Annotated in this window: 18 protein-coding genes and 1 pseudogene; 11 read left to right on the top strand and 8 right to left on the bottom strand. The window is 70.7% G+C overall.

The genetic code is table 11. The features are described from left to right. Positions 1–22 precede the first annotated feature (22 nt). Complete coding sequence (locus IPI43_17960) at positions 23–787, top strand: hypothetical protein (protein MBK7775986.1); 765 nt, start codon at positions 23–25, stop codon at positions 785–787. A 199-nt stretch (positions 788–986) separates the two neighbouring features. Here the strand turns inward: IPI43_17960 and IPI43_17965 are convergent, their stop codons facing one another. The 4 genes from IPI43_17965 to IPI43_17980 all read right to left on the bottom strand — a co-directional run bounded on the left by IPI43_17965 (position 987) and on the right by IPI43_17980 (position 5,822). Then, positions 987–2,396, bottom strand: coding sequence for a hypothetical protein (locus tag IPI43_17965; protein MBK7775987.1), 1,410 nt, complete (start codon positions 2,394–2,396; stop codon positions 987–989). 144 nt (positions 2,397–2,540) lie between these two features. Further along, positions 2,541–2,810 carry a hypothetical protein gene (locus IPI43_17970; GenBank protein MBK7775988.1) on the bottom strand — a complete coding sequence of 90 codons (270 nt, stop codon included), beginning with the start codon at positions 2,808–2,810 and terminating at the stop codon, positions 2,541–2,543. Between the two features lie 71 nt (positions 2,811–2,881). Then, complete coding sequence (locus IPI43_17975; protein ID MBK7775989.1) at positions 2,882–4,615, bottom strand: patatin-like phospholipase family protein; 1,734 nt, start codon at positions 4,613–4,615, stop codon at positions 2,882–2,884. Positions 4,616–4,637: 22 nt separating this feature from the next. Beyond that, positions 4,638–5,822: a hypothetical protein gene (locus IPI43_17980; protein ID MBK7775990.1), complete on the bottom strand. Its 1,185-nt coding sequence runs from the start codon at positions 5,820–5,822 to the stop codon at positions 4,638–4,640. Between the two features lie 126 nt (positions 5,823–5,948). Here IPI43_17980 and IPI43_17985 point away from each other — a divergent pair, with 126 nt between their 5' ends. Next, the gene (locus IPI43_17985) at positions 5,949–6,278 is read left to right on the top strand and encodes a hypothetical protein (protein ID MBK7775991.1); all 330 of its coding nucleotides are present in this window, start codon (positions 5,949–5,951) and stop codon (positions 6,276–6,278) included. An 89-nt stretch (positions 6,279–6,367) separates the two neighbouring features. Beyond that, positions 6,368–7,357, top strand: a complete 990-nt coding sequence (locus tag IPI43_17990; GenBank protein MBK7775992.1) for a pyridoxal-phosphate dependent enzyme — start codon at positions 6,368–6,370, stop codon at positions 7,355–7,357. Positions 7,358–7,422: 65 nt separating this feature from the next. Here the strand turns inward: IPI43_17990 and IPI43_17995 are convergent, their stop codons facing one another. The 4 genes and pseudogenes from IPI43_17995 to IPI43_18010 all read right to left on the bottom strand — a co-directional run bounded on the left by IPI43_17995 (position 7,423) and on the right by IPI43_18010 (position 14,903). Continuing rightward, the gene (locus tag IPI43_17995) at positions 7,423–8,325 is read right to left on the bottom strand and encodes a transglutaminase family protein (protein ID MBK7775993.1); all 903 of its coding nucleotides are present in this window, start codon (positions 8,323–8,325) and stop codon (positions 7,423–7,425) included. A gap of 5 nt (positions 8,326–8,330) precedes the next feature. Next, entirely contained in the window at positions 8,331–10,733 is a 2,403-nt protein-coding gene (locus IPI43_18000) for a circularly permuted type 2 ATP-grasp protein (protein ID MBK7775994.1), read from the bottom strand. 1 nt (position 10,734) lies between these two features. Continuing rightward, positions 10,735–14,090 (bottom strand): annotated as a pseudogene (locus tag IPI43_18005) (transglutaminase family protein). A 102-nt stretch (positions 14,091–14,192) separates the two neighbouring features. Next, positions 14,193–14,903: a hypothetical protein gene (locus IPI43_18010; protein ID MBK7775995.1), complete on the bottom strand. Its 711-nt coding sequence runs from the start codon at positions 14,901–14,903 to the stop codon at positions 14,193–14,195. A gap of 323 nt (positions 14,904–15,226) precedes the next feature. On the opposite strand from IPI43_18010, the gene IPI43_18015 reads away from it, so the two are divergent. The 8 genes from IPI43_18015 to IPI43_18050 all read left to right on the top strand — a co-directional run bounded on the left by IPI43_18015 (position 15,227) and on the right by IPI43_18050 (position 25,735). Beyond that, entirely contained in the window at positions 15,227–16,036 is an 810-nt protein-coding gene (locus IPI43_18015) for a tetratricopeptide repeat protein (protein ID MBK7775996.1), read from the top strand. Beyond that, positions 16,036–20,583 (top strand): hypothetical protein, encoded by a 4,548-nt coding sequence (locus tag IPI43_18020; protein MBK7775997.1) that lies wholly within the window; start codon positions 16,036–16,038, stop codon positions 20,581–20,583. Before IPI43_18015 ends, IPI43_18020 begins: the two co-directional genes overlap by 1 nt. 33 nt (positions 20,584–20,616) lie before the next feature. Continuing rightward, on the top strand, positions 20,617–21,315 hold the full coding sequence (locus tag IPI43_18025) for a DsbA family protein (GenBank protein MBK7775998.1): 699 nt from the start codon (positions 20,617–20,619) through the stop codon (positions 21,313–21,315). Positions 21,316–21,361: 46 nt separating this feature from the next. After that, positions 21,362–21,964, top strand: coding sequence for a hypothetical protein (locus IPI43_18030; GenBank protein ID MBK7775999.1), 603 nt, complete (start codon positions 21,362–21,364; stop codon positions 21,962–21,964). Positions 21,965–22,002: 38 nt separating this feature from the next. Beyond that, positions 22,003–22,461, top strand: coding sequence for a hypothetical protein (locus IPI43_18035; GenBank protein ID MBK7776000.1), 459 nt, complete (start codon positions 22,003–22,005; stop codon positions 22,459–22,461). A 615-nt stretch (positions 22,462–23,076) separates the two neighbouring features. Then, entirely contained in the window at positions 23,077–23,364 is a 288-nt protein-coding gene (locus IPI43_18040) for a rhodanese-like domain-containing protein (protein ID MBK7776001.1), read from the top strand. Further along, positions 23,361–23,972: a 2-amino-4-hydroxy-6-hydroxymethyldihydropteridine diphosphokinase gene (gene folK / locus IPI43_18045; GenBank protein MBK7776002.1), complete on the top strand. Its 612-nt coding sequence runs from the start codon at positions 23,361–23,363 to the stop codon at positions 23,970–23,972. The genes IPI43_18040 and folK overlap by 4 nt, the downstream gene beginning before the upstream one ends. A 2-nt stretch (positions 23,973–23,974) precedes the next feature. Continuing rightward, complete coding sequence (locus tag IPI43_18050; protein MBK7776003.1) at positions 23,975–25,735, top strand: TIGR02266 family protein; 1,761 nt, start codon at positions 23,975–23,977, stop codon at positions 25,733–25,735. Positions 25,736–25,739: the final 4 nt, after the last annotated feature.

Here is a 25,739-nt window from a genome sequence, read left to right on the forward strand (position 1 = left end):
CGGGGCTCCGGCTGTGCTCGGCGTGCTGCTGGGAGTGCTCGTGGGCTGCGGGGAGTCCCCCAACTCGGCCGACGGCGGCAGTGACCTGCCGGGCCTCGACTTCGGCACCCCCGACGGCGCGGTGCCCGACCTGGGCCGCGACGCCAGCATCACCTTCGACTTCGGCGCGCTGCCGGACCTGGGCATCCCCGGCGACCGCGACACGGACGGCGACGGCCTGTGCGACGTGCGCGAGATCGTCCGAGGCACGAACATCAACACGCTAGACACCGATGGCGACGAGGTGCCCGACTACTACGAGTTCGTGCTGGGCACGAGCCCGCTCGACCCGAGCACGCCCACGCTCGGCGAGCTGCTGTTCCTGTCCGAGTCGGTGGGCACCAGCACCAGCGCCGGCGTGCGGCGCCGCTTGGTGGGCGCTGGAGAGGACTACAGCGGGGCGTTCGTGGCCCTGCCCGTGAGTGACCCCGAGGCGCAGAGCGGCGAGACCTTCTACGTGCGCTCCTTCGCCACGTCGGCCAGCCCCATGGGGAACGTGGCCATGGTGGCGCCCGAGCTCGAGCGCTACTACGGCGTGGTGGGGTCCACGGAGCTGGGCTGGGAGATCGAGCTGGCCGTGCCCGCGGGCTTCCTGCCGCGGGGCTGCGGCCGGGTGTACCCGCTGCGCTACGACATCAAGCGCAGTGACGGCCGCTTCGTGGGCGGCGACCGGCGCTTCCTGGTGGTGCTGCCGGTGGCGGGGAGCTTCGCGGACGGCCCGTGGTGCTTCCCCACCCGGTGCATCTAGCAACGGTCGCCGGGCCGTCTTCTCCACGTGGGCGTGGGCGTGGGCGTTGTCGGCGACGGCGACGGCGACGAACTGTGTTAGCCGCACCAGAGCGCGGGGGGGGGGGCGCGCGCCGCGGCGGGAAGGTGCGCCCCCGCCCGCCCCCGCCGCCAACGCGCACCCCAACGACCCCGGCCCCCCCGCCCCCCCCCCCCCCCCCCTACCGATGCCCGCGGTGGCGCCCGTTGTCGTCTCCTCGCCCGCGCATGCCGCCGGCCTGGATGCGCACGCTGCCGCTCGGAGGCCGGGGGCCCTGAACGCGCACCTGGACCCCTCGCGGAGGCGGCGCTTCCACGCGCACCTGCACGCGGGGCGGGGGCGGTGCTTGCACGCGCACCTGGACGCGCGGCGGGGGCGGCGCCTGGACACGCACCTCCACGCGGCTGGGAGGCGGTTCGTTGCGCACCACGGTGACCGTTGGACCGGCGGGAGCCACCGCGACCACGCGCGCACGCGGGCCCCGAGGGCGCGCATGCATGCGCACGGCGCCACGGTGCCGGCGGCCGTTGTGGCGCACCTCCACCCGGAAGGGCTCGGTCTCGAAGTTCACCGCGGGCGGCAGCGGCGCCACGTAGATGCGACGCGTGGTGTCCCAGCGCATGACCACCGGCGCGGGCTGACTGCTCACGTACACGTTCACGCTGGGCGGCGGGGCGCTCACGTACACGCCGGACGAGTCCGCGATCGTGGCGTGCAGCTCGCCGTCCACGGGCGCCACCTCGAAGCCGTAGTCCCCCGCCACCACCACGGTGCCGTCCAGGCGGCTGGCCGGCACGATCACCGCGTGGGCGGTGCGGCCCTGCTCGATGGGCTGGCCCTGCGCCTCGTACTCCACGCTGAGCGCGCCACCCGCAGGGCGCGCCGTGGGCCCCAGCTGCGCCACGTAGTGTTGCTGCGCCTCCACGTACTGGAGCTCCACGCGCTGCGGGGCCGCTTCACCCACGCCCACGTTGACGTACAGCTTGCCGCTGGGCAGGCGCGCGCTCGCCTCGGGGAGATACGCGTGCACGCTGCCGTCGGAGTCCACGCGCACTTCGGGCGCGATGGGGCCCACCAGCAGCACCTGCCCGCCGTAGGCCGGCACCGGCGCCACGGGCACCTGCGTGAGCGTCACCACGCTGGGCGGCGCGCCCACGGCCTGCACCGTGACCACCACGTTGCTGGGCGCGGGCGGCAGCTCCACCCCTGCGCTGCCCTCGAACACCCGCAGATCGGTGTCGTAGCGCAGCGGGACCGTTCGCGGCTGCCCGTCGGCGGCGCTCACCTGCACGCTGACGGTCCCGGTGGTGACCAGGGCGCCGCTGGCGTCGCGCAGCTCGGCCAGCACCAGCCCGTCGGTGCGCGGCATGACCTCCACCACGGTGGGGCCCGTGATGCCCACCTTTCCTCCGAACTGCGGGGCCACTGCGCTGGCGGTGATGCCGGCGAGGGCCGCTTGCGCCAGCAGGCTGGTGGGCCCGGCGCCTAGGCCTGCGACGGCAGGCGGCGGCGGCGTGGCGTTGGGGTCCATGGAGCAGGCCGCGAGCAGGGCTCCCGCGGCGGCGATGAGACGATGGTGTGAACGTGACATGCGGACAGCATCACCGCTGAGGGCCCCCCCCGTAAGGTGCAAGTGCCCCTCGAGGCCCCTGAAATCACGGGAATTGCGCGAGAATACGGCAACCTTCCGGTGAGACGGGAACCGGCTCGGCGCACCACATGTCGGTGGAAGGGGCTATGGCCTGCAGAGGAGCTCGGGGCTGCCGTCCTCGGCGCGACACGAGCCGTAACAGCAGTACGCGTTCGTCTCGCAGGACCGCCCCACCGGCACGCACTCCGGCGGGGCCGACGAGCCATCGGCCTCGGCCGTGTCGCCGGTCGACTCTGCGGGTGTGGTCTCGCTGGAGTCTCCTGTGCTGGGCGGCGGCTCGGAGGACGACTGTCCTCCGCAGGCACAAGCCAGGACGACCAACGAGAGGGCGATGATGTGGTGGAGTAGTCTCATGCTGACCGCGAGCGTATCGCGACGATCCGGCGTTGTGTAGAGCCGTGACCGAGCAGCCGGTCGCACGCCGGTCAGTCGGCTCGGCGCAGCAGCGGCGGCGCCTCGAGCGTCACCCGCCCGTCGGGGAAGAAGTCGGCCAGCTTCGGCTCACGCGTGGCCTCGAGTCGCGCCGCCACCGCGAGCGGGCGGGCCGTGTCCAGGACCATACCCTGCTCGAAGAAGTCTCCGCGCAGGCGGTGGCACACCTGCTCGAGGCGCTGCAGTGTGGAGAGGTAGGCCCCCTTCCAGATCTGCAGGTAGGGCCGGTGGTCCATGGGGTTCACCGACAGCAGCCGGCGCAGGGAGTTGGACGGCAAGAAGGTGTAGGTGCTCACCTCGGGGCGCTGCCGCAGCACGTGGTTCCGTGTGGCCTCGTAGCGTGTGTACGACAGGGTCCGCAGGTCCTGGTCCAGGTTGTAGAGCAGCCCGCGTCGATGGCTGACCCCGGGCGTCTTCGACACGTACGGAACGAACGGGTCCAGCACCAGCACCAGGTTGGCCCCGCGCTGGATGGCCTCCACGAAGTTCGACGTGCGGGTGATGGCGCCGTCCTCGTAGTAGCGCCCCTTGATGGACACCGACCCGAAGGCGGGGTTGATGCTGAGCGAGGCCTGCACGGCCTGGCTGATGGGTGTGTCCTGCTGACCCTCGGCGCCGAACAGCATGGCGCGCCGCTCGTCCTGGTCCGACGCGCCGATGAGCAGCGGCCGCGGCAGCGCGGCGAAGTCGTTGGTGCCGCCGTTGGCCGTGAGCACCTCGCGCAGCATCCGCTCGAACTGCCGCGAGTGGAACGGCGCACCCACCAGCGCGGTGGACTCGAGGAAGAGGCCGTCCCAGTCCGGGCGGTCGCGGCGCAGGAGCACGTCGCGCGCGCTGCGCCCGAGCGACCCGAGCACGCTGCGCGCACGCCAGCTCATGTCCGGATAGTTCACGTGGCTCACGCGCGCCAGCGACAGGTTGAGCGGTGGGATGCGCCCGCCCTCGTGCCCCGCGATGGAGGCCATGAGCTCGCCGATGGTGTAGCCCACCGCCAGCAGCGACGTGACCACCGCACCCGCGCTGATGCCGAAGAACATGTCGAAGTCGTTCACGCGCCGCCCCACCAGCGCGTCATCCAGGCACTTGAGCACGCCCATCTCGAAGAAGATGCCCGTGATGCCGCCGCCCGAGGCGCACAGGGCCGAGCGGGGCGTGCGCCGCTGGTGCAGGATGTCTCGCGCTCGCGTCAGCAGCCGCTCGGCGAACGCGGGCCCGCCCGCTTCACCCTCCACGCCGGCGCGCAGAACGTGGCGCACCCCGCGGGCGCCCAGCTCCACCAGCAGCGCGTCGATGCGCGCGTCGAGGGCGTCGGGGACCACCACGAGGATGCGGTGGAAGCCGTAGCGCAGCTCGAGGTCCTCCACGTGATCGAGTGCGTCAAGCACGTCGATCGCAAACGTCAGGCGTGCCTCGCTGAGCGCCTCGTGCGGTCCCGAGCCTTCGCCGCCGTGTGCGCGCAGGTCCAGCACCAGCAGGCTCACGTAGTGCTGCTGGAGGCAGCGCCAGGCGTCCTCGCGGCGATGGTGGCCCACCAGCTCGAAGACCTCGCCGCCGTGCTCCACGTGGAACGCGTTCGTGGGGCACGCGTTCGCCTCCGCAGGCGTGGCGGGGCGGCAACTCGGGAGCGCCGCGCACAGCGCCCGAAAGCCCGAGGGCGAGGGAGCGAGGTGCAGGATTCGCCGCGGTCGCGTCCCCGGTACCGTCTCGCTCGCGTCGCAGTAGCTCATGCGCTGGATGCCCCCGCAGGCCTCAGAACTCGATGCGCACCAGGCCCTCGCGGACCAGCCGGCGGATGAGCACGACCTTGCCATCGTCGTCCAGGTCGCCCGGCAGGTCGGCCACCGTGTAGCGCGGCGTGGCGAGCGCGTACTCGAGCGGTTCGGCCGTGAAGACCGGCAGCGTGAGGTTGCCGCCGTAGCAGCTGAGCGTGACGTGCTCTTCGTCACTGCGGAGCCGGTACAAGAGGGCTGGGCGCGGGGCACAGGTGGAGCCGATGTGCAGCTCCGGCAGCCGCGTGACCTGCTCCAGCTGCCCCTCGAGCAGGCTGTGCCGCGTGGACACCAGGTCGTCCGCGAAGGTGTCGAAGGCCTGGTCGAAGTCGGCGTGCTGCACGATGAGCTCGAGCAGCTGCTTGAAGTGTGCGCGCGCGGCGGTGCGGTCGAAGTCGGGGTGCGTGAAGCCCGGCGGCAGGGTCTGCCGGAACGCGGCGTGCTGCGTGCCCACGGCAGCGGCGGCCTCGAGCACCAGCTCCATCCACGACGTGTTCAGCACGCCAATGGTGATGTGCATCGAGTGCGAGTCCTCGGTGGACGCGTCGTGCATGACGCCGCGCGGCACGTAGAGCATCTCGCCCGCCTTCAGCGTGAAGTCCATGGTGGGCTCCTTGGCCTGGTCCACCGCGGGGTCGAAGCGCATGGCCCGGAAGGGCAGCGTCACGGGCGTGTCGTAGAGGGTCCAGTGCTTCTCGCCCGAGATCTGGAGCACGAACACGTCGTGGCTGTCCCAGTGCGAGCGCAGCCCCTGCGAGCCCGGCGGGGTGACGTAGATGTTGGCCTGGAAGCGCTGGCTCATCTCCGCCTCCATGGAGCGGCACAGGTTGGCCATGCTGGGCAGGTGCGACTCGAGGTTGCCGAGGATGATGGAGGACCCGTCGGCGTAGCGCTGGTAGAGCCGGCCCGCGTCGATGAGCCCACTCGGGTAGCAGTAATCTTCCTTACTGAGTCCGCCGCGAGCATCCGCCATGGTGATCTCGGGGTGCGAGAGGTGCATGGTCGTGATGACCTTGTCGATCATCCCCCAGGTCAGTAATTCGTCGTAGTAGTTACGATCTTCCCGCCGCACCAAGAGCGGCTTCTTCTCGAAGTAATCCCTCAGGAATTCTTCGGCGGTGATGGGCGTACACAGGTAAGCGAGCATGGCTTGGGTGGGCATCACGGGATGTTTGTACCAAGCGCTGCGTATCTTCGTATCGAATATTTTCTGTAAATATTCGTCACCAGCGGTTACGCTCGAAGACGAGTCACCACGCCTTCGCGCGCATCCAATCCAAGGAGCCCCAGCATGAGTAAGAAGAAGTTCAGTTTGTCCGAGGAAGACATCACCACCGAGCGCACCATGGGTCGTCGCGGGATGCTGCAGATGGTTGGCGGCACGCTGCTCGCCGGCGCTGCGGTCACCGCCGTCGGCTCCGTGGCGCGCGCGGAGCGCCCCACGCAGCTCGCCACGGACAGCGATCCGAGCGACGGCGCCGGTCGCGGTCGCACGGGTCACTCCGACCGCGACAGCGGCTCGCAGCAGGACCAGGCCGGCCACGGCGTGTGTGCCGAGCGCGGCGTGAGCGACTCGGATCCGGACGACGGCGCGGGTCGCGGTCGCGGGCCCTGCCGCTGAACGGCGGCTACTGAGCCCCACGGAAAGACCCAGGCCTCGGCCTGGGTTTTTCTTTTGGTGCACGCCTGCCTCGCGTGCACCCTCTAGCCATGCAGCTCCCGCAGCCGGACGACGTCCTCGACGCGCGCGCGCGCATCCACAAGCACATTCGCGTGACGCCTGTGATGCAGTCGGACTCGCTCGACGCGCTCACGGGCATGACGCTGTTCTGGAAGTGCGAGAACCTGCAGCGCGCAGGCGCGTTCAAGTTCCGAGGGGCCACCAACGCCGTGCTGCAGCTGGACGACGCCACGCGCGCGCGCGGCGTGGCCACCCACTCGTCGGGCAACCACGGAGCGGCGCTGGCGCTCGCGGCACAGCGTGCGGGGCTGCCGGCCACGGTGGTGATGCCCAGCAACAGCGTGGCCAGCAAGCGCGCCGCCGTGCTGACGTTCGGCGGGCGCGTGGTGTCCTGCGAGCCCACCGCGGCCGCACGCGTGGCCGGCCTCGAGCAGGTGGTGCGCGAGACTGGCGCGACCCCGGTGCACCCCTTCGAGCACCCGCACGTGGTGGCCGGTCAGGGCACCGCCACGCTCGAGCTGCTGGAGCAGGCCGAGGCGCTGCACACCATCCTGGTGCCCGTGGGTGGCGGCGGGCTGCTCGGTGGCACGCTGTTGGCGGTGCGCGCCGTGGGGCTGCCGGTGCACGTCATCGGCTGTGAGCCAGCGGGCGCGGCCGACGCCGAGCGCAGCTTTCGCGCGGGCGAGCGCTTGGTGGACTTCGTGCCCGACACCGTGGCCGACGGCCTGCGCACGCCGCTCGGCGAGGTGGGCTTCGCGCTCATGATGCGTGACGCGGCCGACGTGGTCAGCGTGTCCGAGCGCGCGCTGCTCGTTGCCATGCGCCTGATCTGGGAGCGCTTGAAGCTGGTGGTCGAGCCGTCGTCGGCGGTTCCGCTCGCGGCGCTGTTGCCGGGTGGCCCGCTGCACGAGACGCTCCGCGGGCGCCGCGTGGGGCTGGTGCTGAGCGGGGGCAACGTGGACCTCGACGCGCTGCCGGTGATGCCGCCCCTTGGCTTCCACGACCCCGTGTCCACGTGAACGTGGGCGTTGTCGGCGACGGCGACGTTCGTGCCCGGGGCCCGCGCTCTCTGAGGCGCACCATTTCAGCTTCGCTCGTCGTCGTCCGGATCCGGCAGCGGCACCATGTCCACCAAGTGGATGCTCCGCTGTGTGCCGGCGGTCCGCAGCACCCCGCGCACCGGCGCCACGTCGCTGTAGTCCCGCCCCCGCGCGACCACCACGTGATCATCGCGCACCTGTACGCCGTTGGTGGGGTCGTACTCCACCCAGCCCAGGGAGGGCCCGCACCAGGCGCGCACCCAGGCGTGCATGGCGTCGGCGCCGTCCAAACGCGCGCAGCCCGGAGGGGGCTCGGTGCGCAAGAAGCCACTCACGTAGCCGGCCGGCACACCCACGCCGCGCAAGCAGCCGATCATGATGTGCGCGAAGTCCTGGCACACGCCGCGGCGCGCGATGAAGGCCTCCTCGGCGGGGGTGTCCACGGTGGTGGCGTCGGCGTCGAAGATGAGCTCTTCGTGAAGCGCCTCGCCGAGCGCGTGCACCGCCCGCAGGGTGGTGACGTTCTCGGGGATGCAGGCCTGTGCGAAGTCCCGCAGCATGCTGCTCAAAGGGACGCGCGCCGAGGGGATGACGAAGTGGTGCGGCGAGGTGCCGGCCAGCGTGAGCTCGCGCGCGACCACGTCGCCCAGCGCGTCGAACGGCGGAGACGTGTCCACGCGCGGAGCCCGGGTGGTGCGGTCCACGCGCGCTTTCACCGTGATGGCCAGCTCGTCGTGCGCGGACGCCAGCGACAGGCGCAGCACCTCGTTGCCGAAGAAGTCGCGGAAGCCCAGCTGCTGGCCGCACGTGGGGCTCACGTCCAGTGTGCCGCTCAGCCGGCGCTGCTCCCCTGGCAGGTCCGCGGGCATCACACGCAGCAGGTGGCGCCCCGCGTTGGCGGGGTGCTCGTACCGGTAGGTGATGCGCAGCGAGATGTCGTACAGCATGGGGCTCAGCGGAGGTAAGCAGCCGTCAGCAGCTCGGACAGGTGGCCCAGGTCAGAGCGCAGCGCGCGCAGGGCGTCGCCCGTCAGATCCGTCACGGTGGCCAACATGAGCCGCGCGTGCAGCCGCTCGCCCGCGTGCGCGAAGTCGGACAGGTCACCGTCTTCCTCCACCCCGGGGAGGGCCTCCGAGTGTTCACGGATGGCGTCCACTTGAAAGCGCACGGAGCGCGGGTTCTGACCGTCCAGCGCCAACAGGTCAATGACCGTCTCGCGCGTGGTGGCCACCACGTAGCGGCGACGGTGCGTCATCACGCTGTCGCAGAGCTCCACGGCCAGGTCGAGCGAGGCGTGGTCGGTTGGGCTCTCGGCCAGGCGCTCGAGGGTCTGGATGGTCAGCGAGGCCCGCTCGAGCGCGCGCCCCACGCGCAGGAAGCGCCACCCGGTGAAGTGGTACATGTTCTCGTGCACGAGGCCCGAGAAGCCGCTGACCTTGCGCAGCAGCACGCTCACCGCGCGTGCGGCGTCATCGGCCCCCATGCGCTTCTTGGCGAAGCGCCGCGCGCTCTTGTCGAGGTCGTGCAGAGCCAGCCAGCCGTCCACGGAGAACAGGTCGCGCACGTGGCTGGCGCTCTGCACCACGGACTCGAGCGTGCTCAAGAGGCCCGCGGGGATGGGCTCGTGCGGCGCTGCGCCGAACGACGAGAGGTGCGCGTGCAGGCTGCGGCAGAGCGGCGCGTTCGGGTTGGCGGTCTCGGCCAAGCGCACGTGATAGGCGCGCAGCAGGCGCAGGATGGCCTCCACGCGCTCCACGTAGCGGCCCAGCCAGAACAGGTTGTCGGCCGAGCGGCTGGTGAGCGTGCCGTGCAGCGTGCGCAGGAACGGCGCCGTGGGGCTGGGCAGCAGCGTGGGCGCCTCCACCGGCGCGTCGCTCAGGATCCAGACGTCGGCCACCGAGCCGCCGCGCTGCATGGCGATGGCGCCCGCGTCCTCGTTGCGGCCGATGCGCGCGAAGCCGCCGGGCATGACGCGCCAGCCCTCGGGCGTGCGGGCCAAGAACACGCGCACGCTCATGGGGCGTGGCCGCAGCTGACCGTCCACGAACGCTGGCGTGGTGGAGAGCGTCACGGCCTCTTGAGCGATCCAGTTGGCGCCGTGCTCCGTGAGCTGCGCGTCCACCTCGGCCAGCGTGAGCTCGCGCGGACGCCCCGCCACCAAGATGGCGCCGTCCGCGTCGAAGGGCAGGCGCGTGGAGAGCGCGGGGCCCACCATCACGCGCTCGAGGTTGGCGCGCACGTGCGCCAGCTCGGCCTCTTGCCCGCACCACCACGTGGCGATGTTGGGCAACAGCAGCGGCTCACCACGCAGGGCCTCGCAGAGCTTCGGCACGAAGGCCAAGAGCGCGCGCGTCTCGAGCACACCCACGCCGAGCGCGTTCACCAGCGTGACGCCCTTGCGGCGCACGGCGTCCACCATTCCGGGCGTGCCGAGACCGGAGCGCTCGTCCAGCTCGAGCGGGTCCGCGAAGCTGGCGTCCAGGCGCCGGAAGAGCACGCTCACGGGCTGAAGGCCCGACACGGTGCGCACCATCACGCGACCGTCGGTGACCACCAGGTCTTCGCCCTCGAGCAGCGCGAAGCCCAGGTAGCGCGCGATGTAGGCGTGCTCGAAGTACGTGTCGTTGTGCGGGCCGGGCGTGAGGATGGCCACCTGGCTGTCGTCCTCGGCGCGCAGGCCCTGCAGCGTGTCGCGGAAAGCCTGGAAGAAGCCCGCCAGGCGGTGCACGTTGGAGCTGGCGAAGAGGTCCGCGAACACGCGTGAGGTGGCCACCCGGTTCTCGAGCGCGAAGCCAGCGCCCGACGGAGCCTGCGTGCGGTCCCCCAGCACCCACCAGCGACCACCCGGTCCGCGCCCGATCTCGAACGCCAAGAAGTGCAGGAAGTGCCCCGACGCGGGCTCGACGCCCACGAGCGGCCGCAGCCACTCGGAGTTGCCCGCCACCAGCGACGCGGGCAGGTGCCCGTCGCGCACCAGCGTGTTCTCGCCGTAGAGGTCGGCCGCCACCGCCTCGAGCAGCTCGGCGCGCTGGATCAAGCCCGCCGAGATGGCGCTCCACTCGCGCTCGTGGATGATCACCGGGATGTGGCTGAGCGGCCACTCGCGCTCGAGCGAGCTGGCCTCCTGCCCGTACTGGCGGAAGTACACGCCCGCGTCGCGCAGGTACTGGTCGCCGCGCAGGAAGCGCTCCTGCATCTCGGCCGCCGAGAGCGGCGCGATGTGCTCGAGGAGCGCCCGCCAGCCGGGCCGCACCGCGCGGGACGCGTCCATGAGCTCGTCCGGGACACCGGCCCAAGGGCGGTATCCCTCGAGCAGCTTGCTTGGGGGGGGGTTCGGCATGGGGCGCCCGCCCATTCTAGAAGATTGGGGCGCGGCGGAGGTCGAGAGTGGTGGGGAAGTCCGGGTGCGGCGTGTCCGCTGGCATCACGTAGCCACCCGGACTGTGCCCGTGTGGCTCGAAGCGCGCCAGCCGCCGTGCCTCGGCCTCGTTGCCGTTCACGGGGAAGGTGTCGTAGCTGCGCCCCCGGGGTGAGCCACGTGATAGACGCAGCCGCCCAGCGCGCGTTGGCTCCACGTGTCGAACACGTCGAACGTCAGCGGCGCGTTCACCGGCAGGGTGGGGTGCAGCGCCAGCGCGGGCTGCCAGGCCTTGAAGCGCACGCCCGCCACGGTCACGCCGGACGTCTCCGTGACGGTCAGCGGCACGCGCCGGCGGTTGCACGCCACGGCGTAGCGGCTGGGGTTGTCCGTCACCAGCTTCACCTGCAGGCGCTCCATGGAGCTGTCGGTGTAGCGCACGGTGCCGCCGATGGCGCCCGTCTCGCCGAGCACGTGCCAGGGCTCGAGCGCCTGACGGATCTCGAGCTGCATGCCCTCGTAGGACACCGCCCCGCAGAACGGGAAGCGGAACTCGGCCTGCGCCTCGTACCACTCGGGGCGCACGTCGAAGCCGTGCACGCGCAGGTCGCTCAGCACGTCCAGCAGGTCGCGCCACAGGAAGTGCGGCAGCATGAACCGGTCGTGGAGCAGCGTGCCCCAGCGCACGGGCAGGCCCTGCAGCGGGTCTTGCCAGAGGCGCGCGATGATGGCGCGGATGAGCACCTGCTGCGCCAGGCTCATGCGCGGGTCGGGCGGCATCTCGAAGCTGCGGAACTCCACCAGCCCGAGGCGCCCGGTGGGCCCGTCCGGCGAGTACAGCTTGTCGATGCAGATCTCGGCGCGGTGCGTGTTGCCCGTCACGTCGATGAGCAGGTTGCGCAGCAGGCGGTCCACCAGCCACGGCGGCGGTGCCTGCCCCATGCCGGGGTTGGGGATCTGCGCGAGCGCCAGCTCCAGCTCGTAGAGGCTGTCGTGGCGCGCTTCGTCGATGCGCGGCGCCTGGCTGGTGGGCCCGATGAAGAGCCCCGAGAACAAGTACGAGAGCGCGGGGTGGTGCTGCCAGTAGAGGATCAGCGAGCGCAGCAGGTCAGGGCGCCGCAGGAAGGGGCTGTCCATGGTGGTGGCGCCACCCACGACCACGTGGTTGCCGCCGCCGGTGCCCGTGTGGCGCCCGTCGATCATGAACTTGTCCGCGCCCAGGCGTGTCTCGCGGGCCATCTCGTACACGGCCTCGGTGGTGGCCACGCACTCGCGCCAGCTGGACGCCGGGTGGATGTTCACCTCGATGACGCCGGGGTCGGGCGCCACGCGGATGACGTTCAAGCGCGGGTCGTTGGGCGGCGCGTAGCCCTCGATGTGCACCGGTAGGCCCAGCTCTTCGGCGGCGGCCTCGGCCGCGGCGATCAGCTCGAGGTAGTGCTCCACGCGCTCCACGGGCGGCATGAACACGCACAGGCGACCGTCACGCGGCTCGGCGGCGAGGGCCGTGCGCACGCTGCCCTCGAGCTCCACCAGCGATTGCTCACGGCGATCTTGACGCGCCTCGTCGGCCCGCACCCGCGCGCTCGGCAGCTCTCGCCGGGCGGCTGCCGCCAGGCTCGCGGGCGACTCGATGCCGCGCACGATGTCGTGGTAGTCCGGCAGCGGCTCGCGCTCTTCCGTGGGGTCCGCGGGGTGGATGTACGGATAGGACTCCGGCGGCACGAACGACAGCGACGAGAAGGGCAGGCGGTAGCCCACCGGGCTGTCTCCGGGGATCAGGAACAGGTGGTCGCGCCGCAGCTTCCAGCGCTCCGAGCGCCAGCCCGTTCGCTGGTGCTTGGCCTGCCAGCGCTGGATGGGCAGCACGAAGCCAGCCGGCGTGGTCAGCCCGCGCGCGAACACCCGCGCGATGCGTCCACGCTCCTCGGCGCTCTCCAGCTTCGAGTTCTCGGGGGTCACGTTCTCGGGCAGCTTGGCCTCGGCCAGGATCCAGCTGGCCGGGTCTTCGAACGCCGCCGTCACGTGCTCGCCGCCCACCGCCAGGTGCTCGGCCATGAGCTGCAGGAACTTCTTGGCGTCGTCCGCCGTGGCGCCCGAGTCCTCGTCCTCGCGCGCGATGAGCTTGGGCAAGCGCCAGATGGGCACGTCGTCCCGGCGCCAGTAGAGCGAGAACGTCCAGCGCGGGAGGGTCTCACCGGGGTACCACTTGCCCTGCCCGTGGTGCAGGAAGCCCTGCGGCGCGATGCGCTTCTGCAGCTTGCGCAGCAGCGCGTCGGCCAGCGCGCGCTTGGTGGGCCCCACCGCCTCGGTGTTCCACTCCGGCGACTCGAAGTCGTCGATGGACACGAAGGTGGGCTCCCCGCCCATGGTGAGCCGCACGTCCTGCTGCTTCAGCACCGCGTCCACCTTCTCGCCCAGCTTGTCCAAGAGCTTCCAGCTCTCCTCCGAGAAGGGCTTGGTGATGCGCGGATGCTCCGAGGTGCGGCGCACCTTCATCTCGAAGCCGAACTCCACCTCGGCCTCGCTGGCCAGACCGGCGATGGGCGCCGCGTGCCGGTAGTGGGGCGTCGCGGCGAGCGGGATGTGGCTCTCGCCCGCCAGCAGCCCGGACGTGGGGTCGAGCCCCACCCAGCCCGCGCCCGGCAGGTACACTTCGGCCCAGGCGTGCAGGTCCGTGAAGTCGTGGTCGGTGCCGGGCGGCCCGTCGAGCGACACCAGGTCCGGCTTCAGCTGGATCAAGTAGCCCGACACGAAGCGCGCGGCGAAGCCCAGGTGGCGCGCCGCCTGCACCAGAAGCCAGGTGGAGTCGCGGCACGACGCGGTGCCCGCCTCGAAGGTCTCCTCGGGCGTCTGCACGCCGGGCTCCATGCGGATCACGTAGCCGATCTCGTTCGCGATGCGCGCGTTCAGGTACACGATGAAGTCCACCGTGCGCGTGGGCTTGCGCGGGATGGTGGCGAGGAACGCCTTGAGGTGCGGGCCGGCCGGCTCCGGCTTCCGGTAGATCACCAGGTCGGGCTCGAGGTCGGCGGCATACTCGAAGGGCCACTTCTCGGCGCTCTCTTCGACGAAGAAGTCGAAGGGGTTGTAGACGCTCATGTCGGCGACGAGGTCGACCTCGATCTTCAGCTCGCGCACCGGCTCGGGAAACACGAAGCGCGCCATCCAGTTGCCGTACGGGTCCTGCTGGTGGTTCACGAAGTGCCCGGAGGGGCTGACCTTCAGCGAGTGCGAGATGACGCGCGTGCGGCTGTGGGCCGCGGGCCGCAGACGAATGATCTGGGGCCCCAAGATGACGGGCCGGTCGTAGCGGTAGTGGGTGAGGTGATAGATGCTGGCGTGAATGGACACGCCTTCGTATAGCACCGAGCCGCGTTCGCTCGGGGCTCGACGCGCGGTCTGTCCCCGAATTCGGCTGAATTTACGGAGGCGAAACCAGGCCGAAAGGTGCGCTCAGAGGGTGATGCCCTCGTGCTTCAGCAGCCCCTCGAGGGCGTCTTCCATGATCCGGCGCGCGTCCGCGGTGCTGCGGTAGAGGCCCGCGTGCATCAGCGCGTCCGCCGGGCTCTTGTTCTCGCAGTTGGCGGAGTAGTCCTCGAAGGCGCTCAGCGCGAGCAGCAGCTCCGACAGGTGGTTCGGACACTCGCACTCCACGCTCGACTCGATCTCGCGCAGCCGCCCCAGCTGGGCGCGCGTGAAGCGCCGCGGCGTGACGCCGGCCGTGATCCCCACGGTGGCCACCAGCAGCTGCTCGCGCGCCACGGGGCGTGGGCGCCGGGGGGCCTCTTCACCGCTCAGCATCTGCCGCACGATCACGCTGGTCATCTGGGCCTTGAGCGCGCCCAGGCTGATGGGCGAGCGGACCGTGCGCACCCCCGGACGGGTGACCTCGCGCAGCACCTCACGGCGGGTGAAGCCGTGCATGACGATGGCCAGCTCGGCGCCGGTGGCGTCCATCAGCCGACGCGTCTGGGCGGCCGCGTGCTCCTCCCCGCCGAGTAGGTCGAAGTCCAGCGCCAGCACGGTTGGCTCCGTGTCCCCGGCGTCGCGGACGAGCTGGTCCAGGTCCGTGCCGGTCCACACCACCTCCACGGGGCTCAGCTCTTGGGGGCGCTCCCGGAGCTGAGCCGGCAGCAGTTCATCGAGGATAGCGAGACGGGTCATGAGCCAACCCTGTGGCCGAAAGTTGCACTCGTCAATGTTTTGTCCAGATAAAATCTGTGCAGACAAATTCAGTCAGTCACTAAATGTAGGCCTGTGGCACCCGTGACTTCTATTCCCGGCGGGTGATACCCTGGGTCATATCTCCTATGGCTCGGCGTGGCGGTCATGGGACGGGGCGGGGCCTCGGGTCGGCGGACGCGCGCACTACAGATGGAGTGTCCATGAAACGGTTCGTTCTTGGGTGGGTTGCTGGTGGGGTGGTCGCCGTGGGGATGTTGGCAGGGACGCATAGCGCGCAGGCGCAGACGCCATCCACGCCGCCCGTGCAAGACCCGCAGCCGCCCGTGGAGCCCACGGAGCCCACGGATCCCCAGTCGTCGAATGATGACGAAGCGGCGCGCCGCCACTTCCGCTTGGGCCAGGCGTACTACCAGAACGGACAATTCCCGCAGGCCGCCATCGAGTTCGAGCAGGCCTACCAGCTCTCGGGTCGCCCGCAGCTGCTCTACAACATCTACCTGGCTCACCGAGACGCGCTCCACACGCGGCAGTCCTACGAAGCGCTGCGCCAGTATTTGGACGAGGTGGCCGATCCGCCCGACGAAGATCACCTGCGCGCCCGCCTCCATCACCTCGAGGAGGCCCTGGCCGCGAACCCGGAGTCCGACCCGGAGGTCCAGCCGGACACCGAGACCAGCGATCCCACGCCAACGCCCGTGACCACGGTCACGCCCGACCTCTCCGCCACGGCCGAGCCCGAGTCGAGCTCGCCCGTTCCGTTCGTGGTGATGGGCGCAGGCGGCGGCATGCTGGTGGGCGGCCTCGTGGCGGCGCTCATCTCGCGTGGGGCCCGCAGCGACCTCGACGCGCTGTGCGACGCCGATGGCGGCTGCCCCCCGGACAGCAACTGGGAGAGCTTGCGGGACAAGGGGCAGCGCTCGGCCCGCACGGCCGACGTGATGATTGGCGTGGGGGCGGCGGCGGCGGTGACCGGCGTGGTGCTCTACTTCGTGATGCGCCCGGGTGACGACGACGAGCGCGCCAGCTCGAGCGACGCGGAGTCCGCGTCCGTGCAGGGCGGGTTCGGCTGTGACGCGACGGGCTGCATGGCCACCTTGGGAGGACAGTTCTGATGACCCGCATCTCCATGGTATCGCAGCGCGCCTCGCTCCTGCTCGGGTGGCTGCTGGCCTCGGGCGCCTTGACGGCGGGCTGCGCCGGTGACTTCGACGAGTACTACGCGGCCGACGGCGGCCCGGCGGACGGGAGCGCCGACGGCCAGGTGCCGGAAGACGGCGACGTGGACATGGAGACGGCCGACTTCGGCAGCGGGCCCTTCGATCTCGACGTCACCCTCGGAGGGACGGGCACGGGCAGCGTGGTGTCCGCGCCGAGCGGCATCAACTGCGGGGTGGACTGCAACCAGAGCTATGCGGGAGGCACCGAGGTCACGCTCATCGCCACCGCCACCGAGCCGGCGGTCGTGCAGTGGGGTGGGGCGTGCGCCGGGACCGCGGCAGACGACGCCTGCGTGCTGGACATGACCCAGCCGCGCGCGGTGACGGTCAACTTCGTGATCCCCGTCTACACGCTCACGGTGGTCTATGCGGGTGCGGGTCGCGGCGCCGTCACGTCGGATGACGGCATGGTGGACTGCGACGGAAACGGTGTGTGCGCCGTCGGCTTCGAGGTGGGGACCACCGTCACGCTCAGCGCGTTGGCGGGCTTTGCGTCGTCCTTCAGCGGCTGGTCCATGGACTGCGCCGGCCTCGGCGAGTGCGAGCTCGTCATGGACGAGGACAAGACCGTGGGGGTCACCTTCGACGACAGCGACGAGGTGTCCATGCTCATCTCGCGCGCCGGCACGGGTGAGGGCAGCGTCACCTCCGCCCCCGTGGGCATCGACTGCGGCGCCACGTGCTCGGCGGTCTTCGAGCCGGGTGAAGAGATCACCCTCACGGCGGCCGCGGCGGCCGGCTCCACGTTCATGGGCTGGTCCGGCGACTGCACCGGCACGGGTCTGACCTGCACCCTCACCATGAGTGCGGCGCGCAGCGTCACGGCCACGTTCAACGCCAACGTCTACACGCTTGGCGTCGAGCGCGCGGGCACGGGCATGGGCTCGATCAACACGGTGCCCAGCTCGGCCCTCGACTGTGGCACCACCTGTAGCCAGCTCTATCCTCACGGCACGGAGCTGGTGCTGAGAGCGATGCCCACCGCCGGCTCCACCTTCACGATGTGGAGCGGCGCGTGCTCCGGTACGGAGACGCTCTGTGCGTTGGAAGTCACCGAGGACGGTATGGCGACAGCCATCTTCACGCTGAACACCTACCGCGTGGACGCGGACGTGACGGGCCCGGGAAAGATCGTCTCCGGCGCCGGGGGCATCGACTGCGGCGCGGACTGCGATCAGATCTACGAGCACGGCCGCATGGTGACGCTGAACGCCATCGCCAACGACGGCGCCGCGTTCGCCAGCTGGGGTGGCGCGTGCGCCGGAGAGCTGACCGCCACGTGCGTCATCACGGTCACGGCAGCGGCCAGCGTCTCGGCCACCTTCACCGCCACGCAGCACACCGTCACCGCGTCCACCACCGACGTCGGCGTGGGCACCATCACGTCGGATGACGGCGGCATCAGCTGCGGCGCCGACTGCATGTCCAGCGTGTCGTTCGGAGACGTCGTGACGTTCACGGCCGCGGCGGCGGGGGGCTCCACGTTCATCGGCTGGGGCGGGGACTGCGCGGCGGAGCCCACCAACGTCTGCACGCTCACCATCGTCGGCGACACCACGGTGAGCGCCGCGTTCGTCATCGGCAACGAGTTCCTGACCGTGACCAAGTCCGGCACCGGGCAGGGCACTGTCGCCAGCGACGTCGCGGGCATCAGCTGCGGCGCCACCTGCGCCTCGTCGTTCCCGAACGGCACCATGGTCGAGCTGACGGCCACGCCGGCGGTCGGCTCCACGTTCACCAGCTGGTCGGGCGGCGTGTGTTCCGGCTCGTTGCCCACGTGCACCGTGATGGTGGACGACATGATCAGCGTGACGGCCGAGTTCACCGTGGACCAGCACACGCTGGACGTGGACCTCACGGGCGCGGGCAGCGGCACCGTCTCGAGCACCAGCGGCACCATCCTGTGCGGCACGGGCGGGGCGATGTGCAGCGAGACCGTCAACTACGGCACCACCCGCACGCTGAGCGCGTCATCGGACGCCGACAGCGTCTTCGTGGGTTGGGGCGGCGTGGAGTGCCCGGGCACGGGCCCCTGCATGGTGTCGGTCACCGCGGACGTCACGGTCCAGGCCCTCTTCGAGCCTGCGCCGTACGTGCTGACCGTGGCCAGAGGCGGCACGGGCACGGGCACGGTCGTCAGTGACGTGGCGGGCATCAACTGCGGCGCCGACTGCGACGAGACCTATCGGCATGGCGACATCATCGTGCTGACCGCCACGGCCAGCGCCACCAGCGACTTCGCGGGCTGGAGCGGCGCGGGCTGCGGCGCCGCCATGCAGTGCATGGTGACGCTCACCCAAGCGCAGACCGTGACCGCGCAGTTCAACCTCAAGCAGCACACGCTGACGGTGACCAAGCAGGGCAACGGCGCCGGCACGGTCACCTCGTCGCCGGGCGCCATCAGCTGCGGGGCCGCCTGCAACGCCTCCTACAGCCACGATACGGTGGTCACCCTGACGGCCACTCCGTCTGCCGGCAGCGATTTCACCACCTGGGGTGGCGCCTGCAGCGGCACCGGCACGTGCATGGTCACCATGGACCAAGTGCGGGACGTCACGGCCACCTTCACGCTCCGCCAGTACACGCTCACGGTCACGCGCAACGGGACCGGCTCGGGCACGGTGTCGTCCACTCCGGCGGGCGTCACGTGTCCGGCCAGCGGCGCGTGCACGGGCACGTTCAACCACGGCACGGTGGTGCAGCTGTTGGCCAACCCGGCCTCGTCCAGCGACTTCACCATGTGGATGGGCGCGGGCTGCACGGGCAACGGCACCTGCAACGTGACCATGACGGCCGCCACCACGGTGCCCGCTTACTTCACGCTCAAGCAGCACCAGCTCCTGGTCACTGTCGGCGGGTCGGGATCCGGAACGGTGACGTCCAATCCTGCGGTGATCAGCTGCACCAAGACCGGCGGAACGTGCATGTCCAACTTCACGCACGGCACCTCGGTCACGCTCACGGCGGCGGCCACCAGCGGCGGCGGCAACACGTTCGCGGCGTGGGGCGGTGCCTGCACGGGCGTCCTGACCAACATGTGCACCGTGGGCATGACCGAGGCGCGCAACGTCAGCGCCAGCTTCACCGTCGGCAGCAACAACCTCACCGTGTCCGTGAGCGGGACGGGCACCGTCACGTCCAACGTGGGCGGCATCTCGTGCACGTCCTCGGGTGGCATGTGCACGCAGAGCTACACGTTCGGCCAGGTGGTGCGCTTGACCGCCGCACCAGGCGTGGGCCGCAGCTTCGGCGGCTGGGGTGGCACCTGCATGACCGCCGGTATGGCGCTCACCTGCGACGTCACCATGGACGCCTCCAAGTCCGCCACGGCCACGTTCAACGTGCTGACCTACCCGGTGGAAGTGGAGATCGACGCGGCCGGCTGGGGCACCGCGCAGACTCCGGCGAAGGAGATCGACTGCCCGGGTGACTGCGACGAGACGTTGGCGCACGGGACCACGATCACCATCCAAGCGCTCCCCAACCCTGGGTACACCTTCGAGGGTTGGGTGGACGACACGCCCGGCGCCACGGGCGGCGACTGCACGGACCTCAACCCGGCCTACTGCACCATCAACGTCACGCAGGCTCGCCAACTGCGCGCCAAGTTCAGGCCCATCTACCACACGGTCACCGTGTCGAAGGCGGGCAACGGGAACGTCATCTCCACCGGCGGCGCCATCAACTGCGGCACCACCTGCTCGGGGTCGTTCCCCACGGGGGCAACGCTCCAGCTCACGGCCATGGCGGGCACGGGCAGCAGCTTCTCGTCGTGGACGGGGGCGTGCGCAGGCCAGGGGCCTGTCTGCAACTTGAACATCACGGGCCCGGTGAGCACGCAGGCGGTCTTCACGCTCAACAGCTATCCGGTCACCGTGTCGTTCACGGGGCTGTCGGTGGGAGACGTGCAGACTACCGACGGGTCCATCAGCTGCAGCGTGAACGGGGGGGCAGGCTGCACGGACATGGTCTCGCACGGCACCACGCTCACGTTCGTGGCGGGGGACATCTCCCCCCGCAGCAACGGTCCGGGAGCCAAGTTCGTGCGGTGGGCCTCCGGGCCTTGCGCCAACTCGACGTCCAGCAGCTGCACCACCACCGTCGCCGGTTCCATGAACGTGCAGGCGGAGTACGGCGCGACGCGCATCCTGACGGTGAACGTCACGGGTGGTCAGCTCACCAGCAACGAGCGCGTCGTGGTGCAGAACGTGGACTTCCCCTCCACCATCTGCGGTCCCGGCTTCAACGTCGGCTACGTCAACCCGCCGTGCGACTTCATCGTCCGCGAAGGGACGGCGGTTTCGCTCTCGGCGCTCCCCACGACGTTCCTCGGGTTTGCGAACTGGATGGTGCCGGTGCCACTCGGGTGCAACCCGAACAACGCCTCGTGCGGCTTCAACATGGGTCCACTCAACTTCACGATGACCGCTGATTTCGACTGACACGGAGCGGGCGCCCTCTATGATCGGGGCGTCATGCCCGGACCTGTCGAAGCCGCCGCGCCCCGCTCCCTCCACTTCGAGTACTGGTCTGATCCACTCTGCATCTGGGCGTACGTCGCCCAGGGCAAGCTGGAGCGCGTGATCGAGGAGTGGGGCCCACACCTCTCCATCCGCTATCGCATCGTGCCGGTCTTCGGCAGCCTGCCGCGGCGCTTCGCGTCGGGGAGCTGGTCTGCCGAAGGGCCCGCAGGGCGCCGTGTGGCCACCGCCGAGGTGGCTCGCGCGCAGGGCTGCCACGGAGTCAGCGGGGATCTGTGGACGGGCGACATGCCCTCCTCCTCGTGGCCTGCGGGTGCCGCCGCGAAGGCGGTGTTCCTGCTCGAGCAGCGCGGCGAGGCGGGGCCCGGCAGCGGCGCAGCGTACCTGCGTGCGCTTCGACGACGGGCGTTCGAGGCCAACGAGAACATCTGCCGACGCGTGGTGCAGCTGTCCGTCGCCGAGGAGACGGGCGTCGACCCACAGCGCTTGGACGCGCTGCTCGATGACGGCTTGCCCTTCGCGTTGCTCGCCGAGGATGACGAGGATCGCCGCACGGCCGGCGTACGCGGCTCGCCCAGCTACGTCTTCGACGGTGGTCGCGCGGTGCTCTACGGGAACTTCCCCTTCGAGGTGTTGCACTCCACGATGGAGCAGCTGCTGCGCGGACTGGGCATCGGCGCCTCGGCCTGCTGACTACCCGCCACGGACCCAGCGGGGTGATCTGGGGTATCGTTCCCACGTGGACGCCTCGGCCTACCCCCGAACGACGAGCTACCTGCGCCGCCTGCCGGCTGGGCTGCTCTCGCATCCGCATTGCGAGAGCAAGGCCTCGCTCTACAGGGAGGCCCTGCGCAACCTGCCACGCAAGCTCGATCTCGACGGGCTCGATCCACTGCTGGCGGACTACGTGCGCGACCCCCTGCCCATGTCGTCGTGGGTGCCGGAGGTCGTGAACACCGCGCTGTACCTGGCCATCGCGGACCAGGTCTTTGGCGAGGACGACAAGTTCCTGCTGTGGGTCTCGGACTTCAGCCAGCGTGTCTTCGAGGCCCCGATGTACCGCGTGTTGATGGCGGTGGCGTCCCCCGAGCGGCTGGCGGCAGGCGGCGAGCGGCGCTGGAACAACTTCCACACGGGGGTCGACTACGAGCTGAAGGTGGTCGAGCGCGGGACCCACAGCCGCTTCAGCTTCCCGCCGTACCTCTATGACAGCCTCGCCCTGCGGGCCACCCTGAAGGCCATCGAGGCCGCCTACCGCGCGAGCGGCGCGCGCGGGGCCACCTCCGGAGCTCATCGCCATTGGGCCGACCACTGCGGAGTTCCGGATCATCTGGTACCCTGAGCGGCCGGCGCGCTGAGAAGGTGCGCGAGGAGGAGCGCATGCAAGAGCCCCACGTCGACGACCGCTACTTCCCGCTGGTGGTGAACACCATTCCGGAGCGCATCCAGGCCGAGCACCTCCCCGCGTTCTTCGCCAAGACGGAGGCCATCCTCCGGCGGCGCCAGCCCTACGTCACCATCTCCGACGTCACCGCCTGCCGCGAGCTGCCCAACGCGATGGTGCGCAAGGCGCTCGCCGACTGGAGCAAGGAGTTCGACCCGCTGATGAAGCAGTACTCCGCGGGCTCCGCCATCGTCATCACCTCACCGCTGGTACGCGGTGGCCTGACCGCCCTCTTCTGGCTGGCCCCGCCGCCGTACCCACAGCAAGTGGTGGCCACTCTCAACGAAGCCGTCGACGTCGTCAGCCGGTACTACACCGCGGATGGCCACGCGCTGCCCGAGGGCTTCCGCACGTACGCCGCCGAGGCACGCGCCAAGCCGCGGCGCGCGGGGTAGGGCGGGGGAGGGCGAGACCGAGGCCGAGACCGAGGCCGAGACCGAGACCGAGGCCGAGACCGAGGCCGAGACCGAGGCCGAGGCCGAGACCGAGACCGAGGGCGAGACCGAGTCGGAGACCGCGGCCGAGTCCGCAGCCGAGTTCAGGCGTGCGCGCAGGGCGGAGCACCCGAAGCGGCGCTCGCAGGGTCGAGCTGCACTCCCGTTGCCTCGATCGATGGCCGATGAGCGTAGCGCGTTGCCCTCGCCTCGCTGGCACGTTGCTGGCGTTGAGGAACCCGTCGGCCCGCGGCCCCGCGATGAACGGATCGAGAGGCGCGCTCGATGTGTTCATCGGCTTCGTGGCGGAGGTTGAACGCAAGGCCCACGCGAGGTTCACCGTGGTGGTCCTGCACCTCGCGGCGCGTGCGAAGGGTGTGCACCCCGCAGAAGGGGATGGGGGCCGGCTGACGCCGCGGAAGCTGCCGAGCAGCGCTGCGTCGGCCGGCCTCGGACTCGGTCAGCCTCGGACTGCTGGTCTCGGCCTCGACTGTCTCGACTCGGCCTGGTGGTGTCGGGGCCCGCCATGGGTACTACGAGCTCCGGCCGCTCGATGTGCTGGGGTGTCAGGACCTCGTGTTGGTGGATGTGCGGCCGCTCGTGGATCTCACGCGTGGGTTCGGGCACATCGCGGGGGTGCGGCAGCGGCTGGGGGCGGACGTGCGTGCGAGTGGGCTCCCACTGCCGAAGAACACGCCGGTGGTGCTGGTGTGCAACAACGGCCACGAGAGCCGACGCCTGGTCATCGCGCTCGTCGCGGAGCACGGCTTCACCGAGGTGTTCCACCTGGTGGGCGGGATGCTGCGGTGGACCGCCGAGGAGCGGCCCGTGAGCATGACGCCCAGCTGGGTGGTGCTGCCGTGAGCGCCGCCGTGTTCCACCCGTGCGCCTCAGCCGGCGAGGTCTGCTACGTGGGCCTCGGCGCGAACCTGGGCGACCGCCACCACTCCTTCGACAGCGCGCTCGAGCTCATGCCCGGCGTGGTGGAGGCGCAGAGCCCGCGCTACGAGACGGTGCCCATCGGGCCCCCGCAGCCTTCGTTCCTGAACGCGGCGGTGCGTCTCCGAACGGCGCTGGCCCCCCTCCAGCTGCTGGAAGCGCTGCTGGCCATCGAGCGCACGCTCGGCCGCGACCGCGCCCAGGAGACCCGCTGGGGTCCGCGGACGCTGGACCTCGACGTGCTTCTCTGGCCGGGGCGCATCCTGGACGAGCCGCGGCTCCATGTTCCCCATCCACGCCTGGAGGACCGGGCCTTCGCGTTGGCGCCCCTCCTGGACGTCCTGGCGGACGGTGACCCGGCGCGGCGCGCGGCTTTCGAGCGCCAGCTGACGGCCCTCGGAGGCCGCCCACCGCTGGCCGTCCGGCCCTCCGGCAGCCCGTCGAATGGGCCCACGTGTTCGGAGGTTGTAGAGCGCGCAAATGCTGGGTACCCTGACGCACCCGGAAATTCCGGAGCGATCGCGAAGAAGTAGCCATGTCCGACACCCGCAAAGACGAACGAACCGATCTCTCGCTGAAGGTGCGCTTCAAGAGCGCGAACCTGGATGAGTTTGTCGAGCACTACAGCACCGACATCTCGCGGGGTGGCCTCTTCATCAAGTCGAAGAAGCCCATGGCGGTCGGCACCCTGCTGAAATTCGAGTTCCAGCTCAAGGATCAGTCGCGCCTGATCCACGGGGTGGGGCGCGTGGCCTGGACGCGCGGTGAAGACGTCGCATCGGAGAACGCGCCGCCGGGCATGGGCATCAAGTTCATCAAGATGGACGCAGAGAGCCGTGACCTGGTGCACAACATCGTGGAGCGCCGCGGCGAGCAGCCTGGCCGCTACGATGAGGGCGATCCCGCACAGGCGCCGCAAACGTCGGCCAGCTTCTTCCCCGACGGCCCTCCCGCCGAGCTGCCGGCACACGAGGACCGCACCAACGTGCGCCACGCGGCGGACTTCCTGGCGTCCGCGCTCGCGGCGGGCAACGCCGACAAGACCGCTGCCGAAGAAGCGGCGGCCAGCGCAGAGGCCGCGCGTCGTCGTGGGCTCGAGATCCAGGCACGGCGCGAGGCCGAGGCCAAGGCCGGGCTCGGTGGCGGCGTGGCCGACATCCCGCGCACCATGGCCCCAGCCGAGGGCTTCGACGACGAAGACGAGGCTACGGTGGTCGCCGACCGCGGCATGCTCGCGTCGGACGTGGCCGCCCTCATGCGCGGCAGCAACCCTCCTCCCGAGCCCGTGAAGCGCGCCGGTGCCGCCGAGGGTGTGGTCGTCGCGGCAGACCCCACGCCCGCCCCGCGCAAGCCCGTCACGCAGGACAAGCCGGTCGCGCGAGACAACCCCACCTCGCCTGCGCCCATCTCGGCGCCGCCGGCGTCCGAGAGCAACACCGGCATGATGGTGGCGGTGCTGGCCGTCTTGCTGCTCATCGGCGGTGCCGTCTGGTTCTTCGCCTTCCGGGAGGGGCCCACGCCTCCGCAGGCCACTCCCGTGGCCGTCGAGCCCAACACGGACGAGACCGCCCTCGCTCCCGAGCTCCCACCCGAGGTGCCCGAGGCTGTCGTGGACGCTGGCACCGCCGCGGTGGTTCCAGAAGTGGCCGCCGTCCCCGTGCCCACGCACGACGTGTCCTTCACCACCACGCCGGCGGGTGCGGTGGTGCGCGTGAATGGCGAAGAGCGCGGCACCTCGCCGGTCAGCGTCGCGCTGCCCATCGGTCAGGAAGTGGTGGTCACGCTCAAGGCGCCCGGCTACGCCGAGGAGTCGCGCACCCTCACTGCCACCGAGACCACGGGCGCTCAGCGCGTCAGCCTCACCCGCCTGCCCTACGTGCTCAAGGTGGAGACCAACGCGCCCAACCCCACCATCGGGGCGCTGCGCCGCACGGCCAACGCCAGCGGCGAGATCGAGCTGCAGACCATTCCCGCCGTGTTCCAGCTGGCGGTCATGGCCGATGGCTTCGTGCGCGTGACACGCGACCTCCGCAGCGCCGAGTTCGTCGAAGAGAACGGCGCCATGCGCCTCACCGTGCAGGTGCAGCTGACGGCACGCGAAGCGCCCGTGCGCCCCACGCGAGCCGCCCCGGTCGAGGACCCCAGCAGCGTGCAGCTGCCGACCCCCACCATGATCTCCACGCCAGAGGCGGAGCCCGAACCCTCTGGCACGCCCGAGCCTGCACCCGCGCCGGCCCCTGCGCCCGAGCCCGCGCCGGCCCCCGCGCCTGCGCCGGCCCCTGCCGCCGGCGAGTGAACCC

This window comes from Sandaracinaceae bacterium (assembly GCA_016706685.1).
GTDB lineage: Bacteria > Myxococcota_A > Polyangia > Polyangiales > Houyiibacteriaceae > JADJJE01.